Source organism: Pantoea sp. X-Soil-ISGK-421 (genome assembly GCF_059730785.1).
The window spans coordinates 598,278-615,437 of the sequence record NZ_AP035980.1 but is presented as its reverse complement, the minus strand read 5'-3'; the positions used below and the strand labels follow the sequence as shown (position 1 = coordinate 615,437).

At 56.6% G+C, this 17,160-nt stretch carries 14 protein-coding genes; 7 read left to right on the top strand and 7 right to left on the bottom strand.

Annotated elements, in window-relative coordinates; translation table 11 throughout:
* The first annotated feature begins 235 nt into the window (after nucleotides 1-235).
* From AC6I8K_RS21540 to AC6I8K_RS21530, 3 genes are read left to right on the top strand one after another with little or no spacing between them, the layout of a single operon-like run.
* A complete protein-coding gene (locus tag AC6I8K_RS21540) occupies nucleotides 236-1,534 on the top strand; it encodes an SLC13 family permease (protein ID WP_497827558.1) in 1,299 nt (432 codons plus the stop codon).
* Nucleotides 1,535-1,555: 21 nt separating this feature from the next.
* Nucleotides 1,556-2,413, top strand: coding sequence for a helix-turn-helix domain-containing protein (locus tag AC6I8K_RS21535; RefSeq protein WP_497827557.1), 858 nt, complete (start codon nucleotides 1,556-1,558; stop codon nucleotides 2,411-2,413).
* Nucleotides 2,414-2,447: 34 nt separating this feature from the next.
* Nucleotides 2,448-2,855 (top strand): DUF2000 family protein, encoded by a 408-nt coding sequence (locus AC6I8K_RS21530; protein WP_497827556.1) that lies wholly within the window; start codon nucleotides 2,448-2,450, stop codon nucleotides 2,853-2,855.
* Between the two features lie 63 nt (nucleotides 2,856-2,918).
* Here the strand turns inward: AC6I8K_RS21530 and AC6I8K_RS21525 are convergent, their stop codons facing one another.
* Both AC6I8K_RS21525 and AC6I8K_RS21520 read right to left on the bottom strand, forming a co-directional pair.
* Nucleotides 2,919-4,247, bottom strand: coding sequence for an amidase (locus AC6I8K_RS21525; RefSeq protein WP_497827555.1), 1,329 nt, complete (start codon nucleotides 4,245-4,247; stop codon nucleotides 2,919-2,921).
* 4 nt (nucleotides 4,248-4,251) lie between these two features.
* A complete protein-coding gene (locus AC6I8K_RS21520; RefSeq protein WP_483818303.1) occupies nucleotides 4,252-5,073 on the bottom strand; it encodes an MBL fold metallo-hydrolase in 822 nt (273 codons plus the stop codon).
* A gap of 81 nt (nucleotides 5,074-5,154) precedes the next feature.
* On the opposite strand from AC6I8K_RS21520, the gene AC6I8K_RS21515 reads away from it, so the two are divergent.
* A complete protein-coding gene (locus tag AC6I8K_RS21515) occupies nucleotides 5,155-6,093 on the top strand; it encodes a LysR family transcriptional regulator (RefSeq protein ID WP_497827554.1) in 939 nt (312 codons plus the stop codon).
* Between the two features lie 80 nt (nucleotides 6,094-6,173).
* Here AC6I8K_RS21515 and AC6I8K_RS21510 read toward each other — a convergent pair whose 3' ends face one another.
* The gene (locus tag AC6I8K_RS21510; RefSeq protein ID WP_497827553.1) at nucleotides 6,174-6,866 is read right to left on the bottom strand and encodes an SDR family NAD(P)-dependent oxidoreductase; all 693 of its coding nucleotides are present in this window, start codon (nucleotides 6,864-6,866) and stop codon (nucleotides 6,174-6,176) included.
* Nucleotides 6,867-7,000: 134 nt separating this feature from the next.
* Here AC6I8K_RS21510 and AC6I8K_RS21505 point away from each other — a divergent pair, with 134 nt between their 5' ends.
* Nucleotides 7,001-7,906: a LysR family transcriptional regulator gene (locus AC6I8K_RS21505; protein WP_483818306.1), complete on the top strand. Its 906-nt coding sequence runs from the start codon at nucleotides 7,001-7,003 to the stop codon at nucleotides 7,904-7,906.
* A gap of 85 nt (nucleotides 7,907-7,991) precedes the next feature.
* On the opposite strand, the gene AC6I8K_RS21500 is transcribed toward AC6I8K_RS21505, so the two are convergent.
* The 4 genes from AC6I8K_RS21500 to AC6I8K_RS21485 are packed head-to-tail and all read right to left on the bottom strand — an operon-like array spanning nucleotide 7,992 to nucleotide 14,352.
* Complete coding sequence (locus AC6I8K_RS21500) at nucleotides 7,992-9,032, bottom strand: ABC transporter ATP-binding protein (protein ID WP_064739893.1); 1,041 nt, start codon at nucleotides 9,030-9,032, stop codon at nucleotides 7,992-7,994.
* A 10-nt stretch (nucleotides 9,033-9,042) separates the two neighbouring features.
* Nucleotides 9,043-10,803, bottom strand: coding sequence for an ABC transporter permease subunit (locus AC6I8K_RS21495; protein WP_483818307.1), 1,761 nt, complete (start codon nucleotides 10,801-10,803; stop codon nucleotides 9,043-9,045).
* A gap of 43 nt (nucleotides 10,804-10,846) precedes the next feature.
* Nucleotides 10,847-11,932, bottom strand: coding sequence for an ABC transporter substrate-binding protein (locus AC6I8K_RS21490; protein WP_064739895.1), 1,086 nt, complete (start codon nucleotides 11,930-11,932; stop codon nucleotides 10,847-10,849).
* A 53-nt stretch (nucleotides 11,933-11,985) separates the two neighbouring features.
* Nucleotides 11,986-14,352, bottom strand: coding sequence for a glycoside hydrolase family 3 C-terminal domain-containing protein (locus AC6I8K_RS21485; protein ID WP_483818309.1), 2,367 nt, complete (start codon nucleotides 14,350-14,352; stop codon nucleotides 11,986-11,988).
* 404 nt (nucleotides 14,353-14,756) lie between these two features.
* On the opposite strand from AC6I8K_RS21485, the gene AC6I8K_RS21480 reads away from it, so the two are divergent.
* Both AC6I8K_RS21480 and AC6I8K_RS21475 read left to right on the top strand, forming a co-directional pair.
* Nucleotides 14,757-15,677 carry a LysR family transcriptional regulator gene (locus AC6I8K_RS21480; protein WP_064739897.1) on the top strand — a complete coding sequence of 307 codons (921 nt, stop codon included), beginning with the start codon at nucleotides 14,757-14,759 and terminating at the stop codon, nucleotides 15,675-15,677.
* Between the two features lie 217 nt (nucleotides 15,678-15,894).
* The gene (locus tag AC6I8K_RS21475) at nucleotides 15,895-17,154 is read left to right on the top strand and encodes a flavin-containing monooxygenase (protein ID WP_497827552.1); all 1,260 of its coding nucleotides are present in this window, start codon (nucleotides 15,895-15,897) and stop codon (nucleotides 17,152-17,154) included.
* The last annotated feature ends 6 nt before the right edge of the window (nucleotides 17,155-17,160 follow it).

The following is a 17,160-nucleotide window of genomic DNA, read 5'->3' as shown; positions in this document are numbered from 1 at the left end:
GCATAAATGCGCACCCTACGAAAACCCAGCGCTGTCAACGTAGGGTCGCCATTCATGGCGTAATGCCGCTCACTTAAGCAAGTAATTGCCTGGTTATGCAGGTGCGCATGAATGCGCACCCTACGAAAACCCAGCGCTGTCAACGTAGGGTCGCCATTCATGGTGACCGATTCACGCTTAACTGACGAGCATTACGCCATTCATGGCGACCAACATAGGGAAAGGGAGTTCATCAATGATCACCGATCACAATTTTTGGCTCACCGCGCTGGTGGTGGGGATCACCATTGTGCTGTGGGCCAGCGCGCGCTTGCCGGAATACGTTACCGCGCTGCTGTTCTTCGCGGCCGCCATGCTATTACAACTGGCACCGGCCGGCAGCGTGTTCAGCGGTTTTGCCTCGTCTGCGTTTTGGCTGGTGCTGAGTGGATTTGTGCTGGGCGCGGCGATCCGCAAAGTCGGTCTGGCACAGCGTTGGGCCAACTATTTGGTGGTGCCGTTAAGCCAAAGCTGGCCGCGCATGGTGGCGGGAACCGTGCTGCTCACCTATTTGCTGGCGTTTGTCATGCCCTCCAATATGGGGCGCATCGCGCTGCTGATGCCGGTGGTGCTGGCGATGGGGGAACGGGCGGGGATCAACGCGGGCAGCCGCGGCAGCATTGGCCTGGCGCTGGCGGTGGGTTTTGGCACCTTTCAGCTCTCCGCCAGCATTTTACCCGCTAACGTGCCGAATCTGGTTTTGAGCGGTGCAGCGGAGAGCGCCTATCAGCTGCATCTGCAATGGTTGCCGTGGTGGTTACTGCATATGCCGGTGGTGGGAATAGGTAAAGGCGTGCTGCTCATCGCTTGCCTGCTATGTTTGTTTCGTGCCCAACCGACGCCGATTCTTCAGCGCGATACCTTGCCAGCCCTCAGCCGCAGCGAATGGCGCTTAATTGGCCTGTTGGCGATCACCTTGCTGCTGTGGATGACCGACAGCGTGCACGGCCTGCCCGCCGCGTGGGTTGGGCTGGCCGCGGCTTGCGTCTGTTTGCTACCGCGCATCGGTTTCATCTCCGGCGAGGATTTTGCCAGCGGGGTAAATTTCCGCACCTGCATCTACATCGCTGGGATATTGGGTGTTGCCACGTTGGTGGTCGATTCTGGCCTGGGACGCACCATCGCCAACGCGCTGCTCAGTGTGCTGCCGCTACACGATCATCCCTCATTCACTAATTTTGCGGTGTTGAATGGGCTGGTTTCGCTGATGAACTTCGTGCTCACCGCCAACGGCGTGCCGGCGCTGGTCACGCCAATGGCGCAAGAGCTGGCGCAGGCTTCCGGTTTTCCGCTGCTTAGCGTCATTATGTTGCAGGTGTTTGCTTACGCCACGCCGCTGTTGCCGTATCAGGCGTCGCCGGTGGTGGTGGCGATGGGGCTTGGCAATGTCCCGGCGAGAGCCGGTTTGCAGCTCTGTGCAATGATCTTCCTGTTCAGCGTGCTGCTGCTGTTGCCGCTGGATTATCTATGGTTCCGACTGCTAGGCTATGCCTGATACCTTTGTTTGAGAGTGCGTATGCCCGCTAATAACGATTGGGTTGATTTTCGTCGTGATGATGAGACCGGAATAGAAAGCGTCAACGCGCATTTTCGCGGCCACGCTTACGACCCGCACGATCACGACGAACTCTTGGTGGGCGTGACCCAGCAAGGATTACAACGTTTCAACTGCCATCGTTCGCTGCACACCAGCTCGCCGGGCCGGGCGATCCTGATTGAACCTGGCGCGGTTCACGATGGACATGCGCCGGACGCTGACGGTTTCACCTATGTGATGCTGTATCTGCCGCAGCGTTGGGTTGCGGAGATGATGCAGCATCGCGGTTTGGGTGATGTGTCGAATATTGAAGGGGCTTTTCGTCATACGCTCACCGACGATGCGCTGCTGGCCAGCGCCATTCAGCAAGCCTGGTTTGCCATGCATCAGGGCGAAGGACGACTGGCACGCGATCAGAGCCTCGATCATTTGCTCACCCTGTTGTCGAGACATCTGGAGACTAAACCCAGCCTGCAGCACAGCGAAGCAATGCGTCAGATGCAGCTGCTGCGCGATTATCTGCACGATTTTATGGCGCAGGATATTGGATTAGATGAACTTTCGCGTCTTTCCGGCATCGATCGTTTTCGTCTGACGCGGCAGTTCAAACAGGCATTCGGCCAATCGCCGCATGCTTACCTGGTACGTTTGCGCTTACGCAGCGCGCGCACTTTGCTGGCGCAAGGTATTGAGCCGGTGCAGGTGGCGGCGCAGGTAGGATTTGCCGATCAAAGCCATTTGGGCCGCTGGTTTCAGCGCGCCTATCGCATGACGCCCGCGTCTTATCAACGTCAGTGCACAAACGTTCTATACGCTTCCCCGCCTGCTCTTAGATGATGAGGTTTTCGTTGTCATTGGAGAGTTGTTACAGATGTTTGATACCAAAATCGCCCTGATCGTACGTGATGATTTAGCCACCTGGCAGCGCCTGAATGTGGTGGCCTTCCTCGCCACCGGCGTGGCTTCTGCCGCGCCCGAGATGATGGGCGAACCCTATGTCGATGCCAATGCGCGTCAGTACGGCAACATGGCGGGCCAGCCAATGCTGGTGTTTGCCGGTGACTTAGCCGGCTTGCAGCGTGCGCATCGTCAGGGACTGGAACGCGAGTTAACCATCATCCCATACGTTGAGGCGATGTTTTCTACCGGTCACGACGCGGCGAACCGCGAAGTGTTTATGGCGGAGGATGCCGATAATTTGAATCTGGTCGGCATCGCGCTGCGCGGCCCGAAGAAAGCGGTGGATAAGGCGATCAAGGGATTGGCGTTGCACGTTTAACGTTAGGGTCGCCATGAATGGCGCCCCTACGTTTATCGCGCTGAGTTTTCGTAGGGTGCGCATTTATGCGCACCTGATTTTATCCGCCGCGCTCAGCAATAAATCCTCCCGCCCACGCAATGCCAGTAGCTCCAGCCCAATCGGCAAACCTTCGGCGCTAAATCCCGCCGGAATGCTGATCGCCGGTGCGCCGGTCACCGCAGAAACCAGCGCGTTGCTGCCTTGCTGCATGTCGCCATGCTTAACCGGCGCGTGACGTACCACCGGATAGGCCAGCACAGTGATCTGCTGCTGGTTGAAGAAGGCTTCCAGTTGCTGATAAAGATCGCGCTGTCGCTGCTGCACCACACGATACGCATCGCTGTTGGTTCCCGCATGCTGCGCACGCGAGGTGAACACCGTTTCCAGTTGTGGATGATAGCGCTTTGAAGCCACCACCTCCGCCAGCGTGCGGCATTCGGCCTGGGGTTTGTCGGCCAGATACGTTGCCAGCGCTTCGGCAAACTCATAACCGATGATATTGGCGTCAGTTGCCCACGTTTCTAACTGCGGAAAACTAACATCTCGCGGCGCGAAATCCGCCAGCGCTGCGCGCACCGCCTGATTAATCTCGTCTTCATCGGTAGCAAAACCTTCCTGCCAGAGGCCGATGAGCAGCGGCTCATCGCTCACAGCAAACTGTTGTCCACTCAAAATTTCAGAGGCTAACCGTAAATCCGCCGCTGACCGCACCAGCGGGCCGGGAATATCCTGAGTTGGCGACAGCGGCACAACGCCATCGGTACTGATTGCCCCGCGCGTCATGCGCAAGCCAAACAGACGATTAAACGCCGCCGGAATACGCACTGAACCGGCGGTATCGCTGCCAATCGCCAGCGGTACATAACCCGCCGCCACCGCCACGGCGGAGCCGCTACTTGATCCGCCCGGCGATCGGCCCTCAACCCACGCATTGTGGGTAAAACCGCTCAACGATGACGCGCCGGTGATGCCTGCGGCCAGCTCATGCATCGCGGTTTTACCGATTAAAATCGCACCTTCATTGCGCAGCTGTGTGACCAGTGGTGCATCTTGTTGGGCAATCACTTCACGCAGCAGCACCGAACCGGCGCTGGTTGGCCAGCCTTTGACTTCGATATTGTCTTTTATTAGCACCGGAATGCCTTCCAGTCGTCCCGCCACTTCGCCGCGCTGGCGACGCAGGTCACTGGCGTCCGCCGCCGCCAGGGCTTCGTCGGCAAACAGCCAGGTAATGGCGTTATAGCGAGGTTGATCGACCTCGGCAATGCGCTGCAGCGCGAAGGCGGCTAACTGGCGCGCGCTCACCGCCTGCTGGGTTAGCGCCTGCTGTAAATCAGTAATCGAAGCGGTGAGATAATCATGATATTGCATTAGGTTAAACCTCCAGCGGAATCCATTGCCCGTCGCGCGAGACGCGTCCACACGAGCTGCCAGTAAAGTGGGTGCTGAACCAGATTGCCTGATGTTGTACGCACCAGTCCATCACACGTTGACGCGACGCGACGGCAAGGACTTTATCTTCGCAAAACAGTGAGTTCCAGTGCGGATAGCGAAATTGAATCGGATTATGCATCACGTCACCGGCAAAGATGGCCGATTCACCGGCACTTTCCAGCACGATCGAAGCATGATCGTGGCTGTGGCCCGGCGAGGAGCGATAGCGCAGTACGCCAGCAAACAGAGGAGAATCCTGCACGTTGATGGCCTCAAGCTGGCCACGCTCAATCAGCGGCAGAATGCTGTCACGATAGAGCTCCTGCGCCGCCGGATTATTCTGGCAGTGCACCAGTTCCCGCGCCGAGCAGATATAGCGCGCATGGGGAAACATCGGCTGCCATTCACCGTCGCGCTGATGCGTGTTCCAGCCGACGTGATCGGTATGAATGTGCGTCATCAGTACCAGCGTCACTTCGGCCGGATCAACGCCTGCCCGCGCCAGATTTTCGGCATAGGGCGAATTCAGCTGATGAAACAGCGGCTTATTATCGCGGTTGCGGCCGTTACCGGTGGCAGTATCGATAATGATGGTGTGTTCGTCGCTGCGCACCACCCAGCTATGAATCGACATCTCTGCGGGCTGCTGAGCCATTTCATCACTCATTTCCGCGCGATGCGGCGTAAACAGTACGCCCATCGGGAAGGCGGCAGTTTGCTCGCTCACTTTGGTTATCAGGCAATCGCCGACACGAATCGTCATAGGATGCTCCTTATTGCTTAATTGCAGCGAAGAAGCCTTACTATACTGGCGCCATGATCATTGTTTAAATCGATTAAAATCATGCAAAGCATCAATGAAAATGATTTCTCCCGTATCGACCTTAATCTGCTGGTGGTGTTGCTGGTGATGTATGAAGTGCGCAGCGTCACCCAGGCGGCGAATCGTCTCTACCTCGGCCAACCGGCGGTAAGCGCGGCGTTAAAACGGCTGCGTGAGATGTTCGACGATCCGCTGTTTGTCCGCGCTTCAAACGGCATGACGCCTACGCCGCGTGCCGAACAGTTGGTGCAACAGTTCGCGCCGCTGATGCAGGATCTGCACCGCGTGATCTTCACCCAGCAACCCTTTAACGCTGCGCAGGATAGCTACAGTTTTCGCCTCGGCATGAGCGACTGGCTGGAACATTGGTTGATGCCGGATTTATTGGCGGAACTCGCCCGCGTGGCGCCAAAGATTGATGTGAAAGTGGTAGCGGCCGATCCCTGGCAGGCGATTCCGTTGATGGAGCAGCAGCAGGCGGACGTGGTGATCACCGTCGGCAATGAAACCAGTCGCGATCTCACGCGGGAGAAAATCCTGCGCGCCGGTTTCAGCACGGTGTGGCATCGCCAGCAAATCGCGCTCGATGCGCCGCTGACGTTGGCGCAGTTTATCCGTTATGAGCATGCGCTGGTGTCGTATCGCGGCGTGAGCGAAAGCGCGCTGGATCGTCAATTACAGCAGCAGGGTTTGACGCGATACGTGCGCTATGTCACGCCAAATTTTTCCTCGTTACCGCTGCTGTTGCAACGTCTGCCGTTGTTTGCCACGGTGCCGCAAGGTTTGATGGAATCCTGGCGTGAGCTGTATGACCTGAGCGCTGCGCCGGTGCCGGTCAGCATGCCGGATTATGAGGTTTCGCTGCTGTGGCACAACGCGCGCAGCGAAGATGCCGCCAACCGCTGGCTGCGGGACACGCTGCGCAGGTTGATGCAGCGTAAAACAACGCACCTACCGTAGCGGCGCAATTTATTGCGCGCCTTTTAAAACAGCGCGATAAATCGCGCCGCTACAAATAGCTGCATTGATGTGATGCGTAATCACCACGGCACCACGCGCCCTAAATAATCCAGATAATGAAGCCCGCGCCGCTCGGTGTAACGTTCCATGGTATTCAGCAGATTGGGAATGCTCTCCTCAATCGTCAGGCGCGCTTCCGGTCCACCCATATCGGTGCGCACCCAGCCTGGCGCCATCAGCAGCAGCGTGCGATCGTCGGCGCTACGCGCGGCGAAGCTGCGCATAAACATATTCAGTGCCGCTTTGCTGCCGCGATACACTTCGTAATGGCCATTAGTATTGTTGGTTAAACTGCCCTGGCCGGATGACATCACCGCAAGGGTGCCGCTGGCGGTGACACGATCTTTAAACGTCTCGAGCACCCGTAGCGGGCTCAGCGCGTTAGTCACCATCACGCGGGTAAACTCTTCGTTAGAAACATCGGCGATGGTTTCGCGATCATCATTTTTCACACCGGCGTTGACGAACAGCATATCGAATTGCCGATCCGCCAGCCGCCCATGCAGCGCCTTCAGCTGGTCAGGTTCAGTGATATCCACGCTCTCCACTGTCAGCTGTTGGGGAAAGCGGCGCGCCAACGGTTGCAGGTTAGCGGTCGAGTTCTCGCGTCCGGTGGCGACCACCTGATAACCGCGCTGCAGCATGGTTTCCGCCAGTGCTAATCCCAGGCCGCGCGACGCGCCAATCAGTAATACTCGCGTTGATTTGATCATTGTTCTCTCCTCGGTGTTAATACGATGAAAACAGTGTAGCGCCGGGTGACAGCAGGCGGAACGCGCAGCATCTGCATTGATAACCTGCAGCAAACGCCTTGTCTCATGACGTCGAATCAGCGAGGATAAACCGCATGAATGATGCCGATCTGAACCTGTTAATTGCCCTGGATGCGCTGCTGATTGAAGGCAGCGTGATTGGCGCTGCGCGTCGTCTGGGCCTGAGTGAATCCGCGATGAGTCGCACGCTCGGACGCTTACGCGCCACCACCGGTGATGCGCTATTAGTGCGTGCCGGACGCCAGATGGTGCTGACACCTTATGCCGACGCGATTCGGGAGCGCACCCATAATACGGTGCGCGAGGCGCGTGCGGTGTTAAGCCCGACTGCGCAATCGCTGGATCTGCACCAGTTAGAGCGTTGCTTCACCTTGCGCACCAATGAGGGATTCGTCGAAGCCTTTGGCAGCGCGTTGATCGCCGCCGTGGCTGAGCAAGCGCCGCATGCCTGGCTCAATTTTATGCCGAAGCCGGAGAAAAGCGCGCGCGAATTACGCGAAGGCTATATCGATCTGGAGATTGGTGTGCTGGGCAATATGGGACCGGAAATTCGCTTGCAGGCGCTGTTTCGCGATGGCTTTGTCGGCGTGGTGCGCGCCGGACATCCGCTATCTCACCAGCTGGATATCGCACAATTCGCGGCCTTTGGTCATATCGTGGCGTCACGTCGCGGTGAACTGGGTGGGCCGATTCATGATGCGCTGGTGCAGGCGGGATTGACCCGCAAGATCGCCGCGGTGGTGCCAGCATTTTCAACCGCCGTAGCGCTGGCACAGGATTCGGATTTCGTCGCGTTAGTGCCGCGTTCGGTGTATCTGCATCATCCGCTGATTAAAAACAGCCAGACGCTAGCGATGTTTGAACTGCCGTTCGCCACGCCAGACATGACAGTGTCACAACTGTGGCATCCCAGATGGGACAATGACGCCGCGCACCTTTGGCTGCGCGGCGTGGTGCGTGATGTGTGTGGTGGGGTTTAAATCGGTAATACAGATCGCGCGCACCGTAGCGGCGCAATTCATTGCGCGATAAATCGCGCCGCTACGGAATGTGCGATACGAGAATTTACGCCGTTAACAAACGCGCATTCGCCACATCCCAGTTCAGCGAAACCGTATCGCCAATCGCCCCCACCGACGCCTGGCTGCTGCGCACAATAAAACGTTCACCCTTATCCAGCGTCACCACCAGGCGCGTTTCCGAACCGGCATAAATGCGTTCGCTGATTTTACCGTGCACCAACGCATCGTCGGCTGCGCATAAACGAACGTGCTCAGGACGGATAACTAACGCACCTAGCCCCGCTAACGCGCTGGCTGCCGGCAGGGCAAAAAGGCCTTGCGGATTGACCAGCGTACCGTTGCGGACTTCCCCGCGCAGAATATTAGAGAGGCCAATAAATTCGGCAACAAAGGTCGATTGTGGCTGCTGGTAAATGTTTTCGGGTGTATCAATCTGCGCGATTTTGCCCTCGTTCATCAGGCAGATACGATCGGAGAGCGCCAGCGCCTCTTCCTGGTCGTGCGTCACGAAGATAATGGTTGCGCCGGATTCGCGGTGAATGCGTTTGATCTCCATCTGCATGCTTTCGCGCAGCTTACGATCCAGCGCACCCAGCGGTTCATCCATCAGAATCACGCTCGGCTGATACACCAGACAGCGCGCCAGCGCCACGCGCTGCTGCTGTCCACCTGACAAGGCGCGCGGAAAGCGTTTTGCCGCGTGCCCTAGTTCCACCATTTCCAGCGCCTCTTTAACTTTCCGTGCAATCTCGGCGGCGGGCAGGCGACGCATGCGCAGCGGGAAACCGACGTTCTCTTCCAGCGTCAGGTGCGGGAACAACGCATAGTTCTGAAACACCACGCCGATATCACGTTGATGTACCGGCGTATGCGTCTCGTCGCGGCCATCGATCAGCAGGCGGCCAGCCGTGGGATCGGTAAGGCCGCTGATGATCTGGAGCAGGGTGGTTTTACCTGAGCCGGAAGGCCCGAGCAGCGTTAACAGTTCCCCGCTATTAACCGCTAAATCCAGGTTTTGCAGCACCGTGGTTTGGCCATAGGTTTTGCCAATCTGCTCAGCCTGCAATTTAATTGTTGATGACATGGTTTTTTCCTTACAAGGCTTCAGCTTTACGGCGCGAACGCTCAGCCACAATAAATAACAGCGTCACGATGGTGAGGATAATCACCGAAGCGGCCGCTAGCGTGGGCGTCACGGACAGCAACACATCGTCCCACATCTGTTTTGGCAGCGTCTGTTTCACCCCGCCGCCGACAAACAGCGCTACCGTCAGCTCTTCAAACGAGTTAAGGAAGCCGAAGATAAAGGCGGCCACCATGCTGCCTTTGATCAGCGGCAGCGTGACGTCCCAAATCACCCGCAACCGGCTGGCACCAAGCGTGCCGGCGGCTTGATCGAGTCGCCAGTCGTAGTTCTTAAAGGTGGTGAGGATAATGATGAACACCACCGGAATCGCCATCACGGTGTGGCCCAGAATGATGCCGAGGTTCGAGCCCACCAATCCCAGCGTGGCAAACAGATAGAACAGCGCCACGGCGGTGACGATGTTGGGCACAATCATTGGCAACAGAAAGGTCATCACCACTACGCTGCCGCTCTTGCCCTGATGGCGTGCCAGACCAAAAGCCGCGGTGGTCGCGATAATTACCGCCAGCACGCCGGTGACCAGAGCAATGCCGAAGGAGCGCGCGGTAGCGCCGGTCCAGATCGGTGATTCCAGATAGGTTTCCATCCAGCGCAGCGAGAAGCCCGGCGGCGGGAATTGCAGGAAGCTGGAACTGCTAAACGCCATGGGAAGGAATGACACTACCGGCAGAATCAGCACGGCGATCACCAGTACGCTAAACAGCGTGAGCAGCCAGCCAAGACGCGGTTTACCAAAGAGACTCAGCAGGGATGCCAGTATGTCGCTAATGCGCGCCATAACCGCCACCAGCGCATAGCCAACGGCGCGGATGCGTGGGCTGCTGGCGTGGCCTTCGCCCCCGGCAATCGAAGACATACCAAATAGCTTGTCATAGCCGATGCACACCAGCAGCGTCACCACCAACAGCAGCATGGCGATGGCACCCGCCAGACGCCAGTTCAGCAGCTGCTGCACCTGGGTAATCAATAGCTGGCCGATCACCGAATCCTGCGGGCTGCCGAGCAGCGCAGGTGTGATAAAGAAGCCAAGCGAGCCAATGAAAATCAGCAAACAGGAGGCGATTAAACCGGGCATCGACAGCGGGAAAAAAATGCGCCAGAACGCCTGCGCACGCGAAGCGCCCAACGTGTGACTGGCGGGCATCAGGCGGCTGTCGATGCTGGTCATGGTCGGTAACATGGTGATGATCGCCAGCGGCAGCATGCTGTGCACCATGGCAAACACCACCACGCCACGGGTATACAGCACGTTGAGCGGTTGATCGGCTCCCAGCCCCATTAACATCTCGGACAAAATCCCGCGTCGTGACAGCAACACCATCCACGCGAAGTTTTTCAACAAGGCGCTGGTCCAGAACGGCAGCAAAATCAACCACATCAGGCGGCGGCGGGTGTTTTCGCTGAGCTGCGCCAGCCAGTAGGCGACGGGATAAGCGATCAGTAAGCAAGCCAGCGTGGTTTGCAGCGCGATAACAAAGGTATTGAGCGTCACTTTGACGTAAATACCGGCACCGAACATCTGGCTCCAGACATCCAGCGAGAAGTGGCCGTCGCTGTCCTGAAAACTCAACAGCATCAGTTTAAGGGTTGGCCAGGCTAGGAATACCGCTAAGAACAGCAGCCCCGGAGCCGTCAACCATAACGGATGCAGACGCCAGGTTTTACGCGCACGCTGTTTGTTGGCAGGCGATGTAGCAAATTCAGTCAAGAAGAAATCCTCCAGCGTAAGAGGGCCGCAGCCCTCTTGCGGATCAACTCATTACCCATTTTTCGAAGCGTTCGGTCAGAGCCAGCTGGTTTTCACCCCAGTAATCTGCGCCGAGCAGCGCCAGTTGCCCGATATGGTCTGGCGCGGTGGGCAGCAGCGTGGCTTTCTTCTTATCAATGAAGTCGTAGGCTTTGATGTTGGTAGGGCCGCAGGCCAGATCTTCGGTAAACAGCGACTGGCGTTTGGCATCCATACAGAACTGGATGAACTTGCGTGCGGCGTCGAGTTTTGGGCTGCCGTGCGGAATGGTCCAGCCGTCGATGTTGTACAGGCCCTGATCCCAGGCGATGGCGGCAGGCGTACCGGCATCAATCGCGGTTTGCGCGCGAGTGCTCCAGATACTCAGCATATCCAACTCGCCGCTTTGCAGCAGCTGCGTCGCCTGCGCGCCGCCGGTCCACCACACATCAATGCTCTTGCGGATTTTGTCGAGGCTGCGGAAGGCACGATCGACATCCAGCGGATAGAGATTTTTCGGGTCAACGCCATCGGCCATCAGCGCCACTTCCAGCGTACAAATGGGGCTGCGCCACAGACCGCGACGGCCTTTGAATTTCTCGGTGTTCCAGAAGTCGACCCAGTTTTTCGGTGCCTTATCGCCCGAGAAGGCATCCAGACGGTAACCGAGCGCCAGCGCGAAGATGCTGACGCCGCCAAACTGTTTGGTAATCGATCCCTTCACGTAGTTTTCCGGGTCCGCCACCGTCACATTGATGTCTTCCAGATACGGCTTGTTCAGCTTGTTAAGGCGCACCAGATGCTCGGGGTTGAGCAACGCCACATCAAACAGATAATTTTTGGTATCCACCATCATCTGGAATTGCGGCACCGGATCGGGGCCGAGCACGGTGTTAATAATCTTGATGCCGGTGGCTTGTTCAAACGGTTTGTAAAACGCTTTGCTGAAACCGGTGCCGTAAGGTCCGCCAACATCGGCGACGGTCAGCGTCGTGACCTCAGCGGCACGCGCCGGGCGTGAGATGATCATTGGCGCGACCGAAGCCACCGCAGCGGCACTGAAGCCCAGTTTCAACGCGTCACGGCGGGAGTAGCCTTTCTTTTTGTCCATTATTACCCTCTGCATAGCTTGTTGTTATTAGATGAATGCCTGGTGTTGGTGCCTTACTCTTTTTCTGCCTGAAGAATGGCGGCGTTCACATTAGTGATTAGCGTATCGATCGCCTGCTGATCGAAGCGTTGGCGAAAACGACGATCAAAGGTGGTGACGAAACCGACGAAGGAGTTGGTGCAGTGTTCCAGCAGGCGATCGGCATCCTGTTCAGAGATGACCAGTTGCTGCTGCAGGAAGGCATTAAAGTGGCTGCGTGCAATCGGGTTTTCCAAAATGAAAATCGGCTGCGTGTCGCGCGCGATCAGGCGATACCGCGCCACCTTATTGAGCGCCTTAACCTTTATTTGCAATGGCAGATCGCGGGAATGACCGCCAATGCACAGCGCAATGTCACCTTCCTCCAGAACCCACTGCTGGCGGCCCGTATCGTAATAGCGCAGGTCGTCCACCGGCAGCGTCAGGCTGATACGACGCTGTTCGCCCGGCTGCAATTCGGTTTTGCTGAAAGCCCGCAGATCCTGCAATGGACGCTTCTGGCGCGAATCGCAATAGCGGCTATACAGCTGGCTCACCTCTTTTCCGGCGCGGTGACCGGTGTTGGTGAGCGTGAAGCTGACGGCCAGCGTTTCGCCGGTTTTGAGGGTGTGGCGATCTACCGTGATATCGCTGTAGGCGAACGTGGTGTAGCTAAGGCCATAACCGAACGGGAACAGGGGCGCGAGCTGGCGCACGTCATACCAACGATAACCAACGAAAACGCCTTCGCTATACCGATGCTGGCCATTTTCGCCCGGATAGCTGTGCCAGCCGGGGATGTCCTGAATCTGCTGCGGGAAGGTGACGGTGAGTTTGCCGCTTGGGTTGACCACGCCAAACAACACATCGGCCAGTCCGCCGCCCATCGCTTGCCCGGCGTAGAAGGTTTCCACCACCGCCGCAACGTTTTCCAGCCACGGCATCACTACCGCGTCCGGGTTAGCCAGCACCACAATAACGTTGGGATTGACCGCCGCCAGCGCGGCAATCAGCGCATCCTGACCCGCCTGTAGATTCAGGGTGCGACGATCGGAACCTTCGCCGTCATAACCGTCTTCACTGTTGGCAAACACCACCACGCGATCGGCTTCACGCGCCGCCGCGCAGGCTTCATCTCGCAGCGTTTGCGCACTTTCAGCTTCGTTGGCATCGCCACGGCACCAGTTCAGCGTGATGCCGTTGGCGAGTTTTGCCATTTCATCCCACGGAATATCCACCTGAGTCGGCAGCGTAGTGGCGCAGCCGGAACCCTGAATCACCGGCGTTTTTGCGCCTTCACCCACCACTAACACGCGCTGGCAGCGCGCCGCATCAAGCGGCAACATTTGGTTGTCGTTCTTGAGCAGCACAATCGATTCGGCGACCATGCGGCGTGCTAATGCGTGATGCTCAGCGTGATCCACCACCGTGGCGCGCTTCTCACCGTGAATGGCGCGGTGCACCATCTCCATCACACGAACGGCGGAAATCTCGGCGTGTTCACGCGACACCTCACCGTGTTCAATCGCTGCCGCCAGCGCGGCTTTACGCGTTTCGCTTTCAGGCATGTCTAGGTCGTTACCGGCCAGCAGCGACTGCGGACGATCTTTGATGCCATGCCAGTCGGCGATCACCACGCCGTCGAATCCCCAGTCGTGGCGCAGAACATCCGTCAGCAGCCAGCTGTGCTCAGCGGTTTGCGTGCCGTTCAGACGGTTATAGGAGCTCATTACCGTCCACGGATTAGATTGCTTAATCGCACGCTCGAAGCCACGCAGGTAGATTTCACGTAGTGCGCGCTCATCAACAATCGAATTCATGCTGGTGCGTTCGATTTCGGAGTTGTTGCAAGCGAAATGCTTCAGCGAAGCGCCGACGTTCTGCTGCTGTAAGCCATTGATCACGCCGCTGGCGATTTCGCCGGAGATCAGCGGATCTTCAGAGTAGTATTCGTAACTGCGGCCACCGAGCGGGGTACGGCGAATGTTGATGCCCGGGCCGAGCAGCATATGCACACCCATTTGCTGGCACTCTCTGCCCAGCGCATCGCCCAGCGTTAGCGCCAGGTCATTGTCCCAGCTGCAGGCAAAGCTTGATCCATTGGGGAAGCAGGTGGCCGGTTTCATCGTGCCCCATGCGACTTCGACATCTTTAGCTCGCTGATTAACCACATTTAAAAAGCCTGCGAAGTCCTGCCCACCTTTTTCATCGCCGTCAATTTGCTGGATAGAGTAGCGCACGCCATAAGTGCCATCGGTCATCACCATCCGGGGAATGCCTAAACGTTCATTTGACTCTGTTTTCCACATGCCATGACCGCTGAGAATATCGCTCAGTTCGGCGGGCGACATGGCTTTTGCCAGAGAGAGAAATTCTCCGTTTTCGAACGGGTTTGCAGACATGAGTGTTATTCCGAAGTTAGAGGAGGGTGACCGCCTGTTATCAAGATGTCAGACACTATGGCGGCAGGATTAGGCGTGAGGCAATTATTAAATTTGTGGCCTTTAAATTAAAAAAAACTATCCAGCCAACACGACTGATTTATTTATTGCGGGTGGGTAATAAATTGCGCAGCGTTATTGTCTGTTGAATGAAAATATCCCGCACTTTTACTGTGCAGCGCCTGCTGCATATTGGCGCGGGGTGGATTATTTTGGTGCGTTAGCTTGGGCGAATAACGGATTAATTGAGGTGTTTATTGCAGCTTGCTTCACTAAAAGCTGGCATGTCGCTTGCTTTATTAAAATTGCTTAGCGTAAAACTCGCTAATCCATCCTTTAGACAATATTCTGTTAATGGCGCAATCATGACTCATTTTACCCTCAAGCAACTCAAATATTTCGTCACCGTCGTGGAAACGGAAAGTATCGCTGAGGCTTCGCGCCAGCTGCATATCGCGCAGCCTTCGATCTCGGTGGCAATCAAAAATCTTGAGGATGCCTTTGAGCAGCAACTGTTTATTCGCCATCACGCGCAGGGCGTTTCACTGACCTCCAGCGGCCGACGTTTTTATGAGAAAGCCAGCGAGTTATTGCGGCTTTCGCATGAGTTTGAGCAGAGCTCGCGGGCTGACAATGAACTGGTGTGCGGCACGGTGGCGGTCGGTTGCTTTGAATCTGCCGCACCGTTGTATATGCCTAAATTGATTGCCGGATTCAAAAAACTTTACCCGGAAATCAACATCCAGCTTTATGACGGAGAGCAGCATGAACTGACGCATGGTCTGCATCGTGGGCGTTTTGATGTGGCCTTTCTCTACGATTTAGAGCTGGATAACGTCATTAAAAAGGAGCCGCTGAATGCGCCGCATAAACCTTATGCGCTGCTACCCGCCGCGCATCCGCTGGCGAAAAAAAGTGCCGTCACCCTGCAAGAGTTGGCGCGTTTGCCCATGATTTTGCTCGATGTGGTGCCAAGCAAAAATTATTTCATCAGTATTTTTAAAGAGAATGGCTATCACCCGGAAGTGGCTTACAGTTCGCCGTCAATTGAAATGGTGCGCTGCATGGTGGGGCAAGGATTAGGTTTTTCGGTGCTGGTGACGCGCCCGTGTTCCGATATTACTTATGACGGTGAGCGGTTAGTGCAGCTGGATATTATTGATGATATGGCCGCATCGACATTAATCATGGCCTATTTGCAAAATAACGAACCTACCCGGCCTACACGATTATTTATGGATTACTGTCGCAGTATGGAATTAACCCCGCCGCGCATCGCTGGCTAAACTTAGTACGCCTTACGTTGCGGCGCGATTTATCGCGCAATAAATTGCGCCGCTACAATGTGTGTGCTCTGTGATATTGGGATCCAACATTTATTGGCTAATTATTTTCTATTCAGACGCTCGATTTATAATATTTTACCGTCTTCGTTGGCTCAAATAGTCTTGGAAACTTCTTAAGTTGCCATACCTCGCGCAAGGCGGGACGAAGGACGTTGAAATGACATCACCAATCACTGAAACAGATACGCTAATTATTGGCGCGGGTCAGGCGGGGATCGCGATGAGCGAACATCTGACTCGCCTCGGTATTCCGCATCTGGTATTAGAAAAGAATCGCATTGCCGAATCCTGGCGCACTCGGCGCTGGGATTCGCTGGTCGCCAACGGTCCGGCCTGGCACGACCGCTTCCCAGGCATGGCTTTCCCGAACTGCTCGCCGGACAGTTTTGTCGCCAAAGAACAGGTGGCGGACTACTTTGTCAGCTACGCCGAACAGTATCAGGCACCGATTCGCACCGGCGTAGAAGTCCTCAACGCAGAACGTAACCTGGGCCGCGCCGGTTTCACCGTGCAGACAACTCAGGGCACAATCAATGCGCAGCGCATCGTGGCGGCAACGGGGCCGTTCCATCGTCCGCTGATCCCGGCGATTGCTCCGCAGAACAGCGGGCGGTATCAAATCCACTCAGCCGAGTACAAAAATCCGCAGCAGTTGCCGCAGGGCGGCGTGCTGGTGGTGGGCGCGGGCTCATCGGGCGTGCAGATTGCGGATGAGTTGCAGCGTGCGGGCAAAGAGGTGTGGCTATCGGTAGGCGCGCACGATCGTCCACCGCGCGCCTATCGTGGCCGAGATTTTTGCTGGTGGTTAGGGGTGCTGGGATTATGGGATGCCGCCGCCAATCAGCCGGGTAAAGAGCACGTCACCATTGCTGTGAGCGGCGCGCGCGGCGGTCACACCGTGGATTTCCGTCGTTTAGCGGCTCAGGGCATCAATCTTGTCGGGTTAACCCGTAGTTTCGCCGACGATCGTGTGCAGTTCCAGCCTGATTTAGCGCAAAACATTGCCAATGGCGATGCCAACTATCTCTCATTGCTGGATGCCGCCGATGCCTATATCGAACGTAATGGCCTCGACCTTCCGCCCGAACCGCAGGCGCGTGAATTCCTGCCCGACCCATCATGCATCAGCGCTCCCACACTGGATCTGAACCTCAAGGAAGTAGGTATCACCAGCATTATCTGGGCCACCGGCTACGTAGCGGATTACAGCTGGTTGAAGGTGGGTGCGTTTAATCAACAGGGCAAACCACAGCATCATCGCGGCGTTTCCAGCGAACCGGGCGTCTATTTCCTCGGCTTGCCGTGGCTGTCGCGTCGCGGTTCCACCTTTATCTGGGGCGTGTGGCACGACGCGAAATTTATCGCCGATCAGATCGCCATTCAGCGCCAATATCAGCACTACAGCGCCGACATTTAACCTACA